Source organism: Polaromonas sp. JS666, assembly GCF_000013865.1.
Taxonomy (GTDB): domain Bacteria; phylum Pseudomonadota; class Gammaproteobacteria; order Burkholderiales; family Burkholderiaceae_C; genus Polaromonas.
On the sequence record NC_007948.1, the window covers coordinates 2,490,345 to 2,506,458 of the forward strand.

Below are 16,114 nucleotides of genomic sequence, written 5' to 3' on the forward strand. Positions count from 1 at the left end.
CAGTCGCAGCTCAGTCGCCAAGGGGATTGAGCAGGTCTGCCCGGCCTTCAAAGGCGAAAAGCAGCAAGTCCGTCATGTTGAACCGGTCGCCCGGGTTTGTAACCAGCGCCGTGGGCCGGAAAGCGGGGTCGCGCACGATTGAGTGCTCGCTGCCCTCCATGGCTCGATGGAAGGTTTCGGCCGCGATCCTGCCGCCGACACCGGTCAGGCGGCCATTGTTTAGCTCGGCCTCGCGCAGGATGTAGTACCACAACGGGGTGTTGGTGGCGGCGTCCTTGAGGGCCACCGGCAAGCCCTTGCTCAGCTGCGCCGAGGTTAGCGGCGCCACCTCCAGGAGCGCGGCCATCTGCTGGCCGCTGGCCAGCTCGACCATATTGGCGCGCTGCAGGTTACGAAACGCCAGGTTCAGCTCGATCGCGGGTGTCGCGGCCGAGCCGCCGAGCGAACCGAACGGCAACGTCTTGAGCGGATCCACCAGCTGGGTGTCGATCTTCTTGGTGACGTTGGGCGCGCCTTCGGGCGGCGTGAGATCGGCACGGCCCACCTCGTTGAAGTTGTACAGGCGACGGAAATCAGCGATCCAGTTGGTCGGCAACCTTTCGAAGCTGCCCGATTCGCGGTCGTTCAGGTTGCCATCGGGCGACAGGATGCCGCTTGTGCCAGAGAAGGTGAACAGCAGTTCCAGCGAGGCAATCGGCCCCGGCCCGCCCGACTTGAAAACGCGGTTCCACTGGTACGCGCCACGGATCATGCTGTGGCCGAGCCGGTAGGCGGCCACCGAGAACTCGATCGGCATCGTCGGCATATGCTCGGGCGTCGCATCCTTTTCGAAGAACTTGCGGCCATTGGTGAACACGTCCTGCACGATGGCCGGGTCCACGATTCGCGGCAGAAAATCGGTCTTGATCATCCATTGGTAGTGCTTGACGACCAGCTCGCGCGCGCGCTTGAACAGGTCGGCGCTCGGCGTGGTCGGCGCAATGTGGTTCACCACGCGGTTGTGAAAGCGGATCATGGCCAGGTGGGTTTGCGCGACGACCAGGTTTTCATCGTTGCGGTGATCGGGGATCAGCGCGGCGCGGCGCGCCAGTTTGGTCGACCCCTGTCCCACGCGCGGCAGATCGAACCCGTCGCGCGGAACATTGGTTCCGCCGTCCGGAAATGGCGTGGGCGCGGTGGTTCCCATCTTGATGCGGATGCCGTCGCTATAGAACCTGGCGTCGTCCGCGTCATCGGGGCCTCGCCCGTACATGCAGTCCAGATCCAGCGCCGGCGAGCGGCCCTGCAGCAACTGGTTGATGGTGACGTTTTCGCCCAAGGCGGCGGCGGTCTTGTCCATGGTCAGGTCGTGGTCGATGAACTGCCCCAGATAGGTGAAGCCCGCCGGGATGGCGGGACCAGCCGAGTCGCCGCCATCTTCGGCGGTCATGGCTTGTGCGAGTCCTTCGACAATCGTCCGGTTAACGACCGCGCCCTTGGGCCCCATGCGCGAAAAGCGGAACTTGCGCATCTCGGGCACGTCGCCGGGCTTGGGGTCGGTGACGGGTTTCCCTTTAGGATCGCAATGCACCGTTCCTTCGCCGACGATGTAATAGCTGTCACGGATATGCCGCTTCATGATGTTCCTCCTGGTGTTAACCCATGAGGCGCAAAGGTAAGCCGCAGCACGTTATCTGTCATCATCCGAATGGATGAGGGGGTGCGCAATTCCTGGTAAGAGTCTGTGAGTTCTTCGCGGTGAAAGTGACAGCCAGACGGACTGTCTGTGGGAGGCAGTGCGTATGGCCTCGCGTCAACCCAGCTTCTTCACCAGCACCTGGCTTTTCCGGTCCCAGTTGTACTTGCGCTTGCGCGCTTCGGGCAGCCAGTCCGGGTCGACCTGCACAAAACCGCGCTTGATGAACCAGTGCATGGTGCGGGTGGTCAGCACAAAAATGCTTTGCAGGCCGGCGGCGCGGGCGCGCTGCTCGATGCGTTTGAGGATTTTCTCGCCGTCGCCCTGGCCCTGGCTTTGCGGCGACACCGTGAGCGCGGCCATCTCGGCGGTTTTGGCTTCGGGGTAGGGGTAGAGCGCGGCGCAGCCAAAGATCACGCCGTCGTGTTCGATGATGGTGTACAGGTCGGCGTCGCGCTCGATTTCCGTGCGGCCGCGTTTGACCAGGGTGCCGTCTTTTTCAAATGGCTCAATCAGCTGCAGGATGCCGCCCACGTCGTCGGCGGTGGCCTCGCGCAAGGACTCCAGCTTCTCATCGACCACCATGGTGCCTATGCCGTCGTGCACATAAATTTCGAGCAGCAGGGAGCCGTCGACCGCAAAGGGCAGGATGTGGCTGCGTTCCACGCCCGCCTTGCAGGCCTTGACGCAGTGCTGCAGGTAAAACGCGGTGTCGGTTGGCCGCTCGCCATTGGGCAGGGTGGTCAGCAGCTTTTCGGCGGCGGCCAGTGGCAACTCGGTGTCTATCGGGTTGTCTTCGCTGGCGGGCTGGTCGTGGTGGATACGGATGCCGGGGATCTCGGTCAGGAAAATCAGTTTGTCGGCCTGCATGGCAATCGCCACCGAGGTGGCGACTTCTTCCATGGTCAGGTTGAAGGCTTCGCCCGTCGGCGAGAAGCCGAACGGCGACAACAGCACCATGGCGCCGAAATCGAGCGTGCGGGTGATGCCCGCCACATCCACCTTGCGCACCATGCCGGAGTGCTTGAAATCCACCCCGTCCAGGATGCCCACCGGACGCGCGGTGAGGAAGTTGCCTGAAATCACGCGCACGGTGGAGCCCGCCATGGGCGTATTGGGCAGGCCCTGGCTGAAGGCCGCCTCGATTTCATAGCGCAACTGGCCGGCCGCTTCCTGGGCACAGTCCAGCGCCACCTCGTCGGTGATGCGCATGCCGTGGGAATACCTGGCCGCGTGGCCTTTGGCCTTGAGCTGTTCATTGACCTGGGGACGAAAGCCGTGCACCAGCACTATCTTCACGCCCATGCTCTGGATCAAGGCCAGGTCCTGCGCAATGTGCGGCAGCTTGCCGGCGGCAATCGCCTCGCCCGCAATGCCCACGACAAAGGTCTTGCCGCGGTGCGTGTGGATGTAGGGCGCCACCGAGCGGAACCAGGGGACAAAGGTGAAATTGAAAACGGTGGACATGGCGCGCTTTCGGGGACTGTAAGAAATCGGTTCAGGCAATTGGAAAAAAAGCAACTCGGTAAAAGCCACTAGCAGGTCGACAAAAACGTTTGCGCAAATGCAGATCGGCAAAAACAACCGGTCCAGACGTGAGATTTATCACGATATTGGCACCTTGCGGTGCTCCGTGGGGCTTGCCAGCCGGCAAAACGAAAAAGGTGCAATGAGTGTAAGGGAGGACGCGTGGTCTCCGGCGCCACACTGACTCCTGCCGCCAGATTGCTTTATAGCCAAGGGACAGGTATCGTTCACGCCCATGGAACAATTCGCCATCGGGTTTTGGGGCTGCTATTTCGGGGCGACAGGTTTGATGCTGGCCGGTTCGGTCTTTGCCTTCACTCGTTCCCTACGCCGGATTTCGCTCAATGCGGCCTTGTCGGCGGTCGTGTCAGCACTTTTTGTGGTGGCCTTTCTGGGCGGACTCCCGATAGAAAATGCCGACACGCAGGCACGATTTCTGGCTCATGTTGCCAGCGTGGTGTCTGCGCTGCTGGCCTATCAGCTGTTTTCCTTCCTGAGCCTCCTGCGGCAGCCCGAGGTCCGGTGGCTCACCATCAAGGCTTTGCTGGCGCTGGCGGCCACGGTCATAGTGATCGGCTGGTTGCTGGAGCCCCGGCAAGCGCTGGCCTTGAGCCTCACCATGGCTTGCCTGCTGGGGGTGACGGCGTTGATCCTCAGCATCCGCAGCGCGCTGCGCGGCGACCGGCTCGCCTGGGTGGCGGTGTCGGGCGTTACCTTCATGCTGCTGGCCATTGCCGGGCTCGGCTGGATTGCGCTGGACCGTGCCCATGTGCCCTGGCAGGCCCATGCGGTGAGCGCTCTCGCCGGAACGGCTTACCTGGCCACAATGGCGTCGGTACTGTGGACGCGTTACTCCTACCTCATCGAACTCAACCAGGTGATGGCGCACGGGCCCAGCTATGACCCGGTCACGCGCATGCGCTCGCACAGCGAGACGGGCAACATGGTGGGTGCAGCCTTCAAACACTACCGCGACGAGCCCGTTCCGCTGGGCGTGATTGTGGTGTCCATCGCCAACTTGTACGTACTTGAAAAACTCTACGGACTGGCGGCGATGAACCATGCGCTGTTTGTCTGTGCAGGCCGCTTGCGCCGCAGCGTGCCGGCCCATGTCGAGATGGGCAGGCTGGGCAAGGATGGGTTTTTGCTTTTGATGCGCAATTGCCATGACAGCGGCCGGCTGATTCATCTGGCGCATATGGTTCAGGCGCGCTTGTCCCGGTCGGTGGTGCTCAATATCACCCTGGACGCCGGCGTGCCGGGTCAGCAACAGACCGTTTGGGCCGCAGAGATCGGAGTGGGGGTGCAGCGGGTGTCCAAGACAGATGCGCGCGCAGCAACCGCGGTGGCCATGGGCCGGGGTATGTCGCGCACGGCCTGGAGCTACCCGAGCCGGATCGCCTGGTATGACGAGAAAAGCGGGGAAATTGTCGACATGCCCATTCTCGCGGCCTGACGGCGCGCCTCACGATTTGCTGACCGCCCTTGCTGCGCAACGGCGCATCCGAAAGGCGCTCACGCGCCGGCACTGGCAAGAACACCGATAATTGGCAGCTTTGACTGCTGACTCTTTCTTGCCGCTTTCCCCGTCTCCCTCCTTGATCCCCCTGGCCATTACCTTTCCCGAGTCGCTGCCGGTCTCCGGCAAGCGCGATGACATCACCGCTGCGCTTCAGGCGCACCAGGTGATCATCGTTTGCGGCGAAACCGGCTCGGGCAAAACCACCCAGCTGCCCAAGATCGCACTGGCCATGGGCCGGGGCAAGCTCAATTACCCGGCGGGCCAGGGAAAACTGATCGGCCACACCCAGCCGCGCCGCATCGCTGCCTCCAGCGTGGCCAAGCGGATTGCCGAAGAGCTGAAAACACCACTGGGCGAGGTGGTGGGTTACAAGGTGCGCTTTCAGGACCGGCTGAGCCGTGATGCGTCAGTCAAGCTGATGACCGACGGCATCCTGCTGGCCGAGACGCAGACCGATCCGCTGCTCAGGGCCTACGACACCCTCATCATTGACGAGGCGCACGAGCGCAGCCTGAACATCGATTTTTTGCTGGGCTATTTGCGCCAGCTGCTGCCGCGCCGGCCCGACCTGAAGGTGATCATCACCTCGGCCACCATTGATGCGCAGCGTTTTGCTGACTATTTCGCGTCAAGCGCGCCGGCGCCGGGCCGCCCCAAGCCGGGCGCAGCCCCTGAGGGGCTGGAGCCTGTGGCTCCAAGCCAGCTTGAGCAGGATTGGACAGGCGACAGAGGCGACGCGTCTCGCGAGCCGCGGCCTGCAAGGCCTCGCGACGACGCGCAGCGCGGAGCGTGGGGGCCAAAGATTCCCGCGCCCGTCATCATGGTGTCCGGCCGGATGTTTCCGGTCGAGCAGCGCTACCGGCCCTTTGAGGAGTCGCGTGACTATGACTTGAACGACGCGATCGCCGACGGCGTTGATGAACTCTGGCAAAACCCGCACAGCGCGGGCGACATCCTGGTGTTTCTGCCGGGCGAGCGCGAGATCCGCGAAGCTGCCGACCATTTGCGCAAGCATCTTGCCCACCAGCCACTGACCCGCAACGCCGAAGTGCTGCCGCTGTTTGCGCGCCTGAGCCAGGCCGAGCAGGACCGGATTTTTGACGGACACACCGGCCGGCGCATTGTGCTGGCCACCAACGTTGCGGAGACCTCGCTCACGGTTCCGGGTATCCGGTACGTCATTGACGCAGGCACGGCGCGCGTCAAGCGCTACAGTTTCAGGAGCAAGGTGGAGCAACTCATGGTGGAGCCGGTGTCGCAGGCGGCGGCCAACCAGCGCGCCGGGCGTTGCGGCCGGGTGGCGGACGGCATTTGCATACGTCTCTACGATGAGCAGGATTTTGTGGGCCGGTCCCGCTTTACCGACCCTGAAATCCTGCGCAGTTCACTGGCGGCGGTGATTTTGCGCATGAAGGCGCTGCACCTGGGCGCGGTGGAAGACTTTGCCTTCATCGAGCCGCCGCAGCGACGCGCCATAGCCGACGGTTACCAGTTGCTGGCCGAACTGGGTGCCGTGGACGATGACAACGAACTGACGCCGGTGGGCCGCACGCTGGCCAAGCTGCCGCTGGATCCGCGCGTGGGCCGCATGATCCTGGAGGCGAAGGACCGGCAGGCGCTGGACGAAGTGCTGGTAATTGCCAGTGCCCTGAGCGTGCAGGATGTGCGCGACCGGCCCATGGACAGGCAGGCACAGGCCGACCAGGCGCACGCCAAGTTTGACGACGAGAAAAGCGAATTCAGCGGTTATTTGAAGCTCTGGAAATGGCTGGGTGATTCGCGGGGAGGCAGGCCCTCACCCCAACCCTCTCCCAAAGGGCGAGGGGGTAAAACCGAATTACTCCCTCTCCCCCTGGGAGAGGGCAGGGGTGAGGGCTCCCCGGTCCACAAAATTTCCAACCGCCAGTACGAAACCCTGCTCCGCGAAAACTACGTCAACGTCCGCCGCGTGCGCGAGTGGCGCGACATTCATTCGCAACTGCACAGCGTGGTGGGTGAACAGGGCTGGCACCTGAATGAGCGGCCCGCCAGTTACGAGCAGCTGCATTTGTCCATGCTCTGCGGCCTGCTGGGCAACATTGGGTGCAAGAGCGACGAGGAAGACTGGTACCTGGGCGCGCGCGGCATCCGGTTTTATCGGCACCCCGGCGCCAAGCTCAGTAAAAAACCGGGCCGCTGGATTGTGGCGGCCGAACTGGTGGAAACCACGCGGCTGTTTGGCCGCGGCATCGCCAACATCGAGCCGCAGTGGATAGAGCAGGTGGCCGGCCATCTCTTGAAGAAGCAGCTGCTGGACCCGCACTGGGAAAAGAAGGCTGCACAGGTGACCGCGCTGGAGCGTGCGACGCTTTACGGACTGGTGGTTTACAACGGCCGGCGGGTCAATTTTGGCCGCGTTGACCCGGTGTCGGCGCGTGAAATTTTCATCCGCGAAGCGCTGGTCGCGGGCAACTGGGACACAAAGTTGACCTTCCTGGCGGCCAACCTCAGGCTGGTCCAGCAAGTGCAGGACCTGGAGCACAAGGCGCGCCGGCAGGACGTGCTGGTGGACGAAGAGCTGATTTACGCTTTTTATGACCAGCAGCTGCCTGCCGACGTGTGCAGCGGCGCGAGCTGCGAGAGCTGGTACAAGGACGAGGTCAAAAAGCAACCCAAACTGTTGCTGCTCACGCGAGAGGAGTTGATGCGCCACGAAGCGGCAGGCATCACGACACAGGCCTTTCCCAAAACCCTGCGTCTGGGCGGTGTGGACTGCATGGTCACTTATCTGCATGAGCCGGGTGACCCCAAAGACGGCGTGACGGTAGACGTACCGCTGTTTGCGCTCAACCAGGTCAATGAAGAGCGCTGCGAGTGGCTGGTTCCCGGCATGCTCAAGGACAAGGTGCAGGCGCTCATCAAGACCCTGCACCAGCGCCCGCGCTCACGTCTGGTGCCGCTGCCCGAGACCGCTGCGCGCATGGCGGGGCAGCTGCTGCAGCCCGAAGTGTTTGGCAGTGGATCGCTCACGGATGCGATCCTGAAGCTGGTGCGCGACGCGACCTCGCTCGACATCAAGCGCGCAGACATGAAGCTGGACATGCTGCCCGCCCATCTTTTCATGAACTTCCGGGTCATTGACGAGCATGGCCGGCAACTGGGCGCAGGCCGCAACCTGGGCGCGCTCAAAGGTGAGTTGGGCCCGCAGGCGCGCGGCGCGTTTCAGGCGCTGGCCGGGCTCAAGAATCTGGCCAGGCCTGCTGCTTCAGCGCCCAATGAAGAATCAGATCGACCTTCAGCTCAAGTGCCTACTGGGCAAGCGGCTATCAAAAATGTAGCCAAAGGAAGTACCCAATCCGAGAGCCATCCCGTCAAAGTGGCGGAGCGCTACACCAGCTGGAGCTTTGGCGAGCTGCCGGAACTTATGGAAATCCGCAAGGGAAGCCAGACATTGATCGGTTTTCCGGCCCTCATCGACCTTGGGGATGCCGTGACCATCGAGGTGTTTGACGAACCCGACCTGGCCGCGGTCAAACACCGCGCCGGCTTGCGGCGCCTGTTCTCGCTGCAGATCAAGGACGCACTCAAGTACCTCGAAAAGAACCTGCCCGATTTGCAGAAAATGGCCACGGCCTACATGCTGGTCGGGCGTGCCGCCGACAACTCCGGCGGCGGAACGCTGGAGGAGCTGCGTGCGCAAATCATCGAGGTGGCGCTGGACCGGGCGTTTTTGCTCGATCCCTTGCCGACGGGCGAGGCTGATTTCAAGCGACGGGTGGACGACGGGCGAGGGCGCCTGACCTTGATCGCCAGCGAAGTGGCACGGCTGGCGGCCGGCATTCTGACCGAATACGCCGTGGCCCAGCGCAAGATCAAGGACACCAAAAATGCGGCGGAGGCTGTGGCCGATGCCAGCCAGCAGCTGCAGCGCCTGATGCCCAAACGCTTTTTGACCACCACACCCTACCCGCAGCTGCAGCACTTTGTTCGCTACCTGAAGGCGATCACGTTGCGCCTGGAGAAATGGCGAGCCGACCCGGCACGTGACGCAGCGCGGCTGGCCGAGTTGCGCCCGCAGGAGCAGCGCTACTGGCGCCTGGTGGCCGAGCGCAAAGGCGCTACCGATGCACGCATGCAGGAGTTTCGCTGGCTGCTGGAGGAGTTGCGCGTGAGCTTCTTCGCACAGGAGCTGCGCACGCCACAACCGGTGAGCGTGAAACGGCTGGACAAGGCCTGGCAGCAACTGAATGGTTGATGTCAGCTACTCAGTGAAGGCTAACAACGGCCGACGGCTTGTCATGCCGTAACTACAAGGCGTGGGCGCAGATCAATAGTTGATGAGAGTTACCAGTGGATTGAGCTGTCAAAAGAAGACCCGGCAGGTGATCAGCTGCCGGGTCTTTTTTGTTCTTGGTGGTGTGCTGGCTAGATGCGACCCATCAGCAGCAGAATGACCAGGATGAGCACCACGAGGCCCACGCCACCGCTGGGAGCGTAACCCCAGCTTCGACTGTGGCCCCAGGTGGGCAGGGCCCCAACCAGGATCAGGATGAGGACAATGAGCAGTATGAGGGAGAGAGACATGGAAAGGCTCCTTGTTATATGCCTTGATTCTTGCCCGGGGCAGGGCGAAATCAAGCAGGAAGGAGGCCCGTTCAACCGTCAGGAGGCGCCTACAGTTTGGCCAGGCGCTCCAGCGCAGCGTGCAAGGTGTCGTCTTTTTTCGCAAAGCAAAAGCGCACCGCGCGCTGGCCAAAGCCGTTGCCATAAATAGCCGACGGAATCGCCGCGTCGCTGGCGGTGATGATGGCCTGCATGGCGCCCGCCGTGACGGTGATCGCCAGGTTGGCGTTGTGAGGGCCACATGGACCGAAGTCACGACTCCAAAAGGTGCTTGACTCGAAACTCAACCCGGACGCGCAAGCGAGTCGCTTCAATGAATAATCGTCACCGCTGATGGCATCACTGCCTTCAAGCCATCAAGGTAAATGTAATTGAGATAATTCGGCATTTCAGTCCTGCTTGTCAGCTTGTTCCTGATTGCCCACCGTGCCTCGTCCTCCAGGGCCAGTATCAAGCCCTGGTCCAGGGCCATGTTGAACCGGTACGACGGCCACGACGCTTTCAACTTCGTCGCATCCAGCATACCCGCGGCAATCAGTTCGCGTGCCGCATCGGGCGCGTCGCTGCAAAATCGCGCACCCTTGACCAACGCGCGCAGGACTTTCTTGATGGTCTCCGGCTGGCTGACGACATAGGTCCGCATTCCGGCAACGTTGTACAGGCTTTCGTAAATGCCCTGACTGTAGTGAATCACGCCGTTGCCGCCGAGCACCGTCAACGACGTATCCAGAAACGGTTCCCACGTCGCAATGGCGTCAACATCGCCTTGCGCGAGCGCTGTGGGAAGATCCTCCGGCTTATAGTTGCGCACCGTCACTCCATCTGACGACAACCTGTGCCGGCTGAGGAAAGCATGGAGAGTGAAGTGCCCTGAAGTGCTCAGCGTAACGCCTATGCGTTTTCCCTTGAGGTTCCCGGGCGTCACGACACCCCTGTCCCTTCGCCCGACAATTCCATGATCTTTCTCCGCCTTGAATATTGTTGCGATGACAGATACAGGCTGATCGTTCATGCCGGCGAACATGACAGGAATGTCGGCAACGGTCGCCAAATTGGCCTGTCCTTGCAAGACCGCTTCCATGGCAGCCTTGCCGCTAGAGTGAGGTTGAACAACGGCAAGTATTCCCTCGCTCGCGAAATAACCTTTTTCTCGAGCCACGATGACCGGACAGCTTCCAACATAGGCGGTATTTGTCGCGATGGTTACCTGTTCCGGCGGTTCTGCCTGAGATGCTGGCGACGTGCGGGTCATCCATCCATAGCCTCCGGCCAGTAACGCTACCGCAATGAGCAAGCCCGCGACCGCGGGCAGGGAGGTTTTGCCGCTGAAGTGTCTCTCCGACTTTCTTGTCATCGTGAATCTCCTTCAAGCCGTCAGAGTGCTCGCTGTCGTGAACAAGGGTACCGCAGCAAGCACTACAGGAGGACAAAGTTGCCGAAACTCAAGGAACTGGTTGTCGATGCGCTAAGGCCTTCAATAGAACGAAAAATAAATGAAGACTGAGCCTCAGTACGGGTAAGCAAGTTTCCAAGGCAAAAAAAGCTTGCGCCCGACTCTAACTCTTTCAACAAGCCTAGACAAGCAATCGCAGTTTTGTCGTCAAGATTTTTTCCTCATGCAACGCCGAAACCGAAACAGCGACAATGTTTGGTTCCGAAGCGGTCTGGCAAGTGAGCAAGTTTCCGAATACGCCGGCCGCTCTTTCACATGATGTTTAAGGGCCGGCATCTCCGTTCGGGTTGGCCCTTTGCTCACAACTTCGCCAGCCGCCCCAATGCCGAGTGCAGCGTCTCATCCTTCTTCGCAAAGCAAAAGCGCACCACGCGCTGATCGAACCCGTTGCCGTAGAAGGCCGACAGCGGAATCGCAGCCACGCCGATCTCGGTGGTGAGCCATTGGCAAAAGTCAGCTTCGTTGAGGTCGCTGACCTCTGAAATGTCCACGCACTGGAAATACGTGCCTTCGCTGGGCAGCAGCTTGAAGCGGGTTTTGGCCAGCCCGGCGCGAAAGAGGTCGCGCTTGCGCTCGTAGAACGCAGGCAGGTCCAGGTAAGGCTTGGGGTCGGCCATGTAGGCGGCTAGGCCGTACTGCACGGGCGTGTTGACAGTGAACACATTGAACTGGTGCACCTTGCGGAACTCGGCGGTCAAAGCGGCAGGCGCTGCAACGTAGCCGACCTTCCAGCCGGTCACATGGTAGGTTTTGCCGAAGCTGCTGACGATGAAGGCGCGTGCCGCCAGGCCCGGAAACAGGCTGGCGCTTTGGTGCATGCAACCTTTGGCCGCGTCAAACACCATGTGCTCATAGACCTCGTCGCTGATCAGCAGCACGTCGGTGGGGGCGAGGATGTCTTGCAGCTTGAGCATGTCGGCCTGCGTCCAGACCGTGGCACTCGGGTTGTGCGGCGAGTTGATGATGATGGCGCGGGTTTGGGGCGTGATGGCCGCCGCAATCTTGTCAAAGTCGGGGCGGAAGGTGCCGGGCGTCAAAGGCACGCGCACCACCTTGCCGCCGGCCAGCTCGATATTGGGCACATAGCTGTCGTAGCAGGGTTCCAGCACGATCACTTCATCGCCGGGGTGCACCACGGCCAGAATGACCGTGATGATGGCTTGTGTGGCACCGGCGGTGATGGTGATCTCGGTGTTGGCGTTGTAGCGATGGCCATACAGTTTGGCCACTTTGGCGGAGATGGCCTCGCGCAGCACCGGAACGCCCGTCATGGGCGGATACTGGTTCAAGCCTTTTGTCATGGCGTCCGTGACGGCATTGACCAGCTGCGGGTCGCATTCAAAGTCGGGAAAGCCCTGGCCGAGGTTGACGGCGCCTTTTTCGGCCGCCAGGGTGGACATCACCGTGAAGATCGTGGTGCCGACGGCGGGCAGCTTGGTTTCCAGTTTGGGGGTGCGTTCGAGGATAGTGGTCATGTCTGCAAAGTGAGGGTTTTTTCAAGCGGCCGCCGCGGAACCGGCTTCGCCGGGCCGCTAGCGGCGCCCCCTTGAGGGGGAAACGGCCGCAGGTCGGTTCGGGGGTGGATCAAATCTCATAGTCGTTGATGCGGCCTGCCATGGCCTTGGTGATAAGGGCGCGGTCCAGCTTGTCGCTGAGCAGCTCGGCAAATTTATAAACGAAATTGCGCAGGTAGGCGCTGCGCTTGAAAGCGACGCGGGCCACGTTCATGCCAAACAACATGCCGGCCGGCTTGGCCACGAGGTCGCTGTTGGTGCCGTCATCCATGAGTGCCATCTCGGCCACAATCCCCACGCCCAGCCCCAGGCGCACATAGGTCTTGATCACATCAGAGTCAATGGCTTCCAGGGCAATGCGCGGTTGCAGGCGTTTGGCCGCAAACGCGTGGTCAACCTTGGTGCGCCCGGTAAAGGATGGGTGGTAGGTGATCAGCGGTTCCTGCGCCAGATCCTCCAGCGTGATGTCATCCTTTTTGGCCAGCGGATGGTCGACAGGCATCACGAGCATGTGCTGCCATTCGTAGCAAGGCAGGGTCACCAGTTCTTCGTACTGGGTCAGTGATTCGGTGGCGATGCCGATTTCGGCGACCTCGTCGATGACCATGCGGGCCACCTGGTCGGGTGAGCCCTGGTGCAGGCTGACGTTGACCTTGGGGAAAGCTTCGCGCAGCTTCGCCACCGGTTGCGGCAGCACGTAGCGGGCCTGGGTGTGCGTGGTGGCGATCGACAGCGTTCCACTGTCCTGCGCCGAAAACTGCTCACCGATACGCCGCAGGTTACCCACCTCGCGCATGATGAGTTCTATGCTTTTGAGCACATGCTCGCCGGGTTCGGTCACGCGTTTGAGCCGCTTGCCATGGCGCGCAAAAATCTCCACCCCGAGTTCTTCTTCGAGTTCGATGATGGCCTTGGACACCCCGGGCTGCGACGTGTGCAGGGCGCGAGCGGTTTCGGTGAGGTTCAGGTTGCGCCGTATGGCCTCTTGAACGAATCGGAATTGGTGAAGGTTCATATCAAATTCAGGCTAATTATTGACTTTATTATGCCCGTTTGTACTAATGAATTGATGGTTGCACGCGCTGATTTTTCGTCGCCTGAAGAAGGTCAGGACAGGGCGATGTCGGCCATCAGGGTGGTGAGCTGCTGGTATTCACCGGCAGTCGGCAGAAGTTCAACCGCCACGCCGGGATGCGCGGCCCTGATTTGCTCGACAAGCAAGGGAAAATCCTCGCGTGCATGTTTACCAACACCAAGAAAAAGCGGAAATACCCTTATTCTTTGAACGCCTTCAGCTATCAAATCAGTAGCAGCTTCGGGCAGTGACGGCGCACTCAGCTCGAGGTAGGCACAGCGTACGGGTGTGCCGGGCTGGCGCGAGCGGATCTCCGCGGCGACGGCCTCAATGGGGGCCCGCCAGTGGGGGTCACGCGAGCCATGCGCAAACAGGACAATGCCTGTGCCTGCCGGCGTGGGGTTGGAAGGAGTCATGTTTGTCTTGCGGTGAGTGTGCGCCGGCCCGTCAGCGCCGCAGGACCAGCCAGCCAAACGCCCCCAGTGAAACGGCCATGTACATCAGCCCGGGTGTTGCAGCGGCCAGCCAGGGCTGCCAGTTGCGCAGGTTGCCGATGTAGCCGAACACGTTGTTGAGCAGAAAGAAGCTGATGCCAATCATAACGCCCGCAAAAACATAGCTGGCGATACCGCCGGAACGGAAATGCAGGTAGGCAAAAGGTAGCGCCAGCATCACCATCACCAGGCAGCTAAGCGGATAAAACACCTTTTTCCAGAATTCAATTTCATAGCGCTGGGCCGTCTGGCCGTTGGCGTTGAGATGGCGGACGTAGTTGAAAAGGTCCAGGGTGCTCATGCGCTCGGGCTTGAGCAGCGCCACCGACACCATCTCCGCGCTGATCTCGGTGGGCCAGCGAAAGGTCTGAAGGGTCGTCCGGCTGACCCTCGCGCCGTTCTGCGGTTTGCTGATATCGGCAGGGCTGGCGGGAACGTCAAATTCTGCGCGGCTAGCCTGCTTGAGCATCCAGGCGTCGCCTCCGGTGAATTGGGCCACGGGGGCCTGGGTGGTCGAGACAATCAGGCCCTTGTTGTCGAATTCGAAAATCTGCACGCCCTTCATTTCGTTGTTGGGCGTCAGCTCTTTGACGTTGACGACATAGCTGTTGTAGGGCTGTTTCTCCTTGAGCCAGGCGCCGGTCTGGCCGACGGTGATTTTGCTTTGATAGCGGGCTTTGAGCAATTGCGCCGCCCGCTCGCTGGTGGGGGCCACGTAGTCGCCCACGGCAAAACTGAGGGTCACAAAAGCGGCACCCAAGACCAGAAGCAGCCGCAGTGCCCGCCACGGCCCTAGTCCGCTGGTGCGCAGAATCGTGTACTCGGAGCTCTGGGCCAGCCGCGCCATGACAAAAATGGTGCCGATCAATACGGAAATCGGCAGGAGCTCGTAGAGGTGATTGGGAATCAGCAGGGCCACATACAGCAGCGCGTGGCGAATCTGGTAGATATCGGCAGCGGCGCTCAGGCCATTGTTTTTGCCGAGGTATTGCAACTCATCGACGAGGTCAAAAAAGAAAAACAGGGCCAGAAACCCGAGCGCAACCAGCGCAATGGCGGTGAGCACTTCCCCATAAATCAGCCGGCGTATGGTCCTCATGAGCTGCTTCCAAAGTCAGTGTCGCGCACGCCCAAGGGGCGGCGCACGACGCGCCGGGCCGGCCGGAGCACCCAATTGAAATGCCGTTTGGACAGCCACAGCAGCCCCAGCAGCAGCACACCGCCATGCAGCACCACCAGGAAGTTGGTGAAACTGATCAGGCCCACAAAAATCCAGCTTTGCCCCAGATTCACCAGGTTGTTGTAGACGACAAACGTCAGCAGCACAAAAATCATGTTGCCGCTGCGCCCGCCGCGCGGGTTCACGCTTGCCAGTGCGACCGCCAAAATCACGAAATTGACTGCGGCCATGGCCAGACCTAATCGCCATGCCAGCTCACCCAGGTTGCTGCGCGTAGGCTCCTTGATCAGCGAGCGTGTGGACAGGAGCTTGGCTTCGGGTGTGCGTTCGCCAAGGTAGGCGGAGTCGCCCGTCCGGGTGCCGTACTCTTCAAAATCGCTGATCTTCAGGGCCGCCTGCCCCACCACGTTTTCAAGCCGCTGGCCTTTTTCGAGCATCAGGAACTGGGCGTCGCCCCGGGTCTCGATACGGCCGGAACGTGCCGTGGTGACGGAGCTTTTTCCTTTTTCGGTCGCAGCAATAAAAACGTTGCTGCTGCTTTGCTCGCTTGCTAAATCCCGATCAATGAAAAATACCCGGTTACCGCTGGATGACTCCTGGAACTGGCCCGGGGCGACCCGGTTCAGGTCGCCGCGCTGGGCGTAGCGGTTTTGCATGTCCTTGGTCTGCTGGTTGGCCCATGGCCAGACAAAAAGCGCCATCAGCGCAATGACCAGCAGAACCGGCCAGGCAAAGCGAAAGAGCGGCTTGAGGAAGCCTCCCAGGCCCTGGCCGCTGGTGAACCAGACCACCATTTCACTGTCGCGGTACATGCGTGACAAGGTACTGACCATGGCAATGAAGAGCGACAGCGTCAGGATGGTCGGCAGGCGGCCCAGGGCCGAGTAGGCCATGAAGAGCATCACATCCTGGGGACTGATGGAGCCGCGCGAGGCCTGGCCGAGGGTGCGGATCAGCACGATGGTCATCACGATGGTGACCAGCACGACTAGCGTTGCGCCAAAGCTGCGGGCTAACTCTTTGCGAATCGAAGATTGGAATAACATGACTGACTAATTGCCGTAGCTATGCT

At 61.2% G+C, this 16,114-nt stretch carries 12 protein-coding genes; 2 read left to right on the forward strand and 10 right to left on the reverse strand.

Going from position 1 to position 16,114, the window contains the following annotated elements:
• Positions 1 to 10 precede the first annotated feature (10 nt).
• Together BPRO_RS11905 and argA are read right to left on the reverse strand one after the other, a co-directional pair.
• Positions 11 to 1,618: a peroxidase family protein gene (locus tag BPRO_RS11905; protein WP_011483314.1), complete on the reverse strand. Its 1,608-nt coding sequence runs from the start codon at positions 1,616 to 1,618 to the stop codon at positions 11 to 13.
• Positions 1,619 to 1,792: 174 nt separating this feature from the next.
• The gene (gene argA / locus BPRO_RS11910) at positions 1,793 to 3,142 is read right to left on the reverse strand and encodes an amino-acid N-acetyltransferase (RefSeq protein WP_011483315.1); all 1,350 of its coding nucleotides are present in this window, start codon (positions 3,140 to 3,142) and stop codon (positions 1,793 to 1,795) included.
• A gap of 295 nt (positions 3,143 to 3,437) precedes the next feature.
• Between argA and BPRO_RS11915 the strand changes: the two genes are divergently transcribed.
• Positions 3,438 to 4,658, forward strand: coding sequence for a diguanylate cyclase domain-containing protein (locus BPRO_RS11915; RefSeq protein WP_041388777.1), 1,221 nt, complete (start codon positions 3,438 to 3,440; stop codon positions 4,656 to 4,658).
• Positions 4,659 to 4,809: 151 nt separating this feature from the next.
• On the forward strand, positions 4,810 to 8,958 hold the full coding sequence (locus BPRO_RS11920; protein WP_049764236.1) for a DUF3418 domain-containing protein: 4,149 nt from the start codon (positions 4,810 to 4,812) through the stop codon (positions 8,956 to 8,958).
• 170 nt (positions 8,959 to 9,128) lie between these two features.
• Here BPRO_RS11920 and BPRO_RS28595 read toward each other — a convergent pair whose 3' ends face one another.
• The 8 genes from BPRO_RS28595 to lptF all read right to left on the reverse strand — a co-directional run bounded on the left by BPRO_RS28595 (position 9,129) and on the right by lptF (position 16,088).
• A complete protein-coding gene (locus BPRO_RS28595; RefSeq protein ID WP_011483318.1) occupies positions 9,129 to 9,287 on the reverse strand; it encodes a DUF3309 family protein in 159 nt (52 codons plus the stop codon).
• Positions 9,288 to 9,376: 89 nt separating this feature from the next.
• Entirely contained in the window at positions 9,377 to 9,640 is a 264-nt protein-coding gene (locus tag BPRO_RS11925) for a hypothetical protein (protein ID WP_157045787.1), read from the reverse strand.
• Positions 9,637 to 10,680, reverse strand: a complete 1,044-nt coding sequence (locus tag BPRO_RS11930; protein ID WP_011483319.1) for an NrtA/SsuA/CpmA family ABC transporter substrate-binding protein — start codon at positions 10,678 to 10,680, stop codon at positions 9,637 to 9,639. Before BPRO_RS11930 ends, BPRO_RS11925 begins: the two co-directional genes overlap by 4 nt.
• Before the next feature lie 398 nt (positions 10,681 to 11,078).
• Positions 11,079 to 12,254 carry a pyridoxal phosphate-dependent aminotransferase gene (locus tag BPRO_RS11935; RefSeq protein ID WP_011483320.1) on the reverse strand — a complete coding sequence of 392 codons (1,176 nt, stop codon included), beginning with the start codon at positions 12,252 to 12,254 and terminating at the stop codon, positions 11,079 to 11,081.
• A gap of 109 nt (positions 12,255 to 12,363) precedes the next feature.
• Positions 12,364 to 13,308 carry a CysB family HTH-type transcriptional regulator gene (locus BPRO_RS11940; RefSeq protein ID WP_011483321.1) on the reverse strand — a complete coding sequence of 315 codons (945 nt, stop codon included), beginning with the start codon at positions 13,306 to 13,308 and terminating at the stop codon, positions 12,364 to 12,366.
• Positions 13,309 to 13,400: 92 nt separating this feature from the next.
• Positions 13,401 to 13,784 carry a sirohydrochlorin chelatase gene (locus BPRO_RS11945; RefSeq protein ID WP_011483322.1) on the reverse strand — a complete coding sequence of 128 codons (384 nt, stop codon included), beginning with the start codon at positions 13,782 to 13,784 and terminating at the stop codon, positions 13,401 to 13,403.
• A 31-nt stretch (positions 13,785 to 13,815) separates the two neighbouring features.
• On the reverse strand, positions 13,816 to 14,961 hold the full coding sequence (gene lptG, locus BPRO_RS11950) for an LPS export ABC transporter permease LptG (protein WP_011483323.1): 1,146 nt from the start codon (positions 14,959 to 14,961) through the stop codon (positions 13,816 to 13,818).
• Positions 14,958 to 16,088 carry an LPS export ABC transporter permease LptF gene (gene lptF, locus BPRO_RS11955; RefSeq protein ID WP_011483324.1) on the reverse strand — a complete coding sequence of 377 codons (1,131 nt, stop codon included), beginning with the start codon at positions 16,086 to 16,088 and terminating at the stop codon, positions 14,958 to 14,960. Before lptF ends, lptG begins: the two co-directional genes overlap by 4 nt.
• Positions 16,089 to 16,114: the final 26 nt, after the last annotated feature.

Coding starts and splice junctions, on each gene's coding strand:
- BPRO_RS11905 (WP_011483314.1), bottom strand. CDS start 1,618: ATGAAGCGGCATATCCGTGACAGCTATTACATCGTCGGCGAAGGAACG.
- argA (WP_011483315.1), bottom strand. CDS start 3,142: ATGTCCACCGTTTTCAATTTCACCTTTGTCCCCTGGTTCCGCTCGGTG.
- BPRO_RS11915 (WP_041388777.1), top strand. CDS start 3,438: ATGGAACAATTCGCCATCGGGTTTTGGGGCTGCTATTTCGGGGCGACA.
- BPRO_RS28595 (WP_011483318.1), bottom strand. CDS start 9,287: ATGTCTCTCTCCCTCATACTGCTCATTGTCCTCATCCTGATCCTGGTT.
- BPRO_RS11930 (WP_011483319.1), bottom strand. CDS start 10,680: ATGACAAGAAAGTCGGAGAGACACTTCAGCGGCAAAACCTCCCTGCCC.
- BPRO_RS11935 (WP_011483320.1), bottom strand. CDS start 12,254: ATGACCACTATCCTCGAACGCACCCCCAAACTGGAAACCAAGCTGCCC.
- BPRO_RS11940 (WP_011483321.1), bottom strand. CDS start 13,308: ATGAACCTTCACCAATTCCGATTCGTTCAAGAGGCCATACGGCGCAAC.
- BPRO_RS11945 (WP_011483322.1), bottom strand. CDS start 13,784: ATGACTCCTTCCAACCCCACGCCGGCAGGCACAGGCATTGTCCTGTTT.
- lptG (WP_011483323.1), bottom strand. CDS start 14,961: ATGAGGACCATACGCCGGCTGATTTATGGGGAAGTGCTCACCGCCATT.
- lptF (WP_011483324.1), bottom strand. CDS start 16,088: ATGTTATTCCAATCTTCGATTCGCAAAGAGTTAGCCCGCAGCTTTGGC.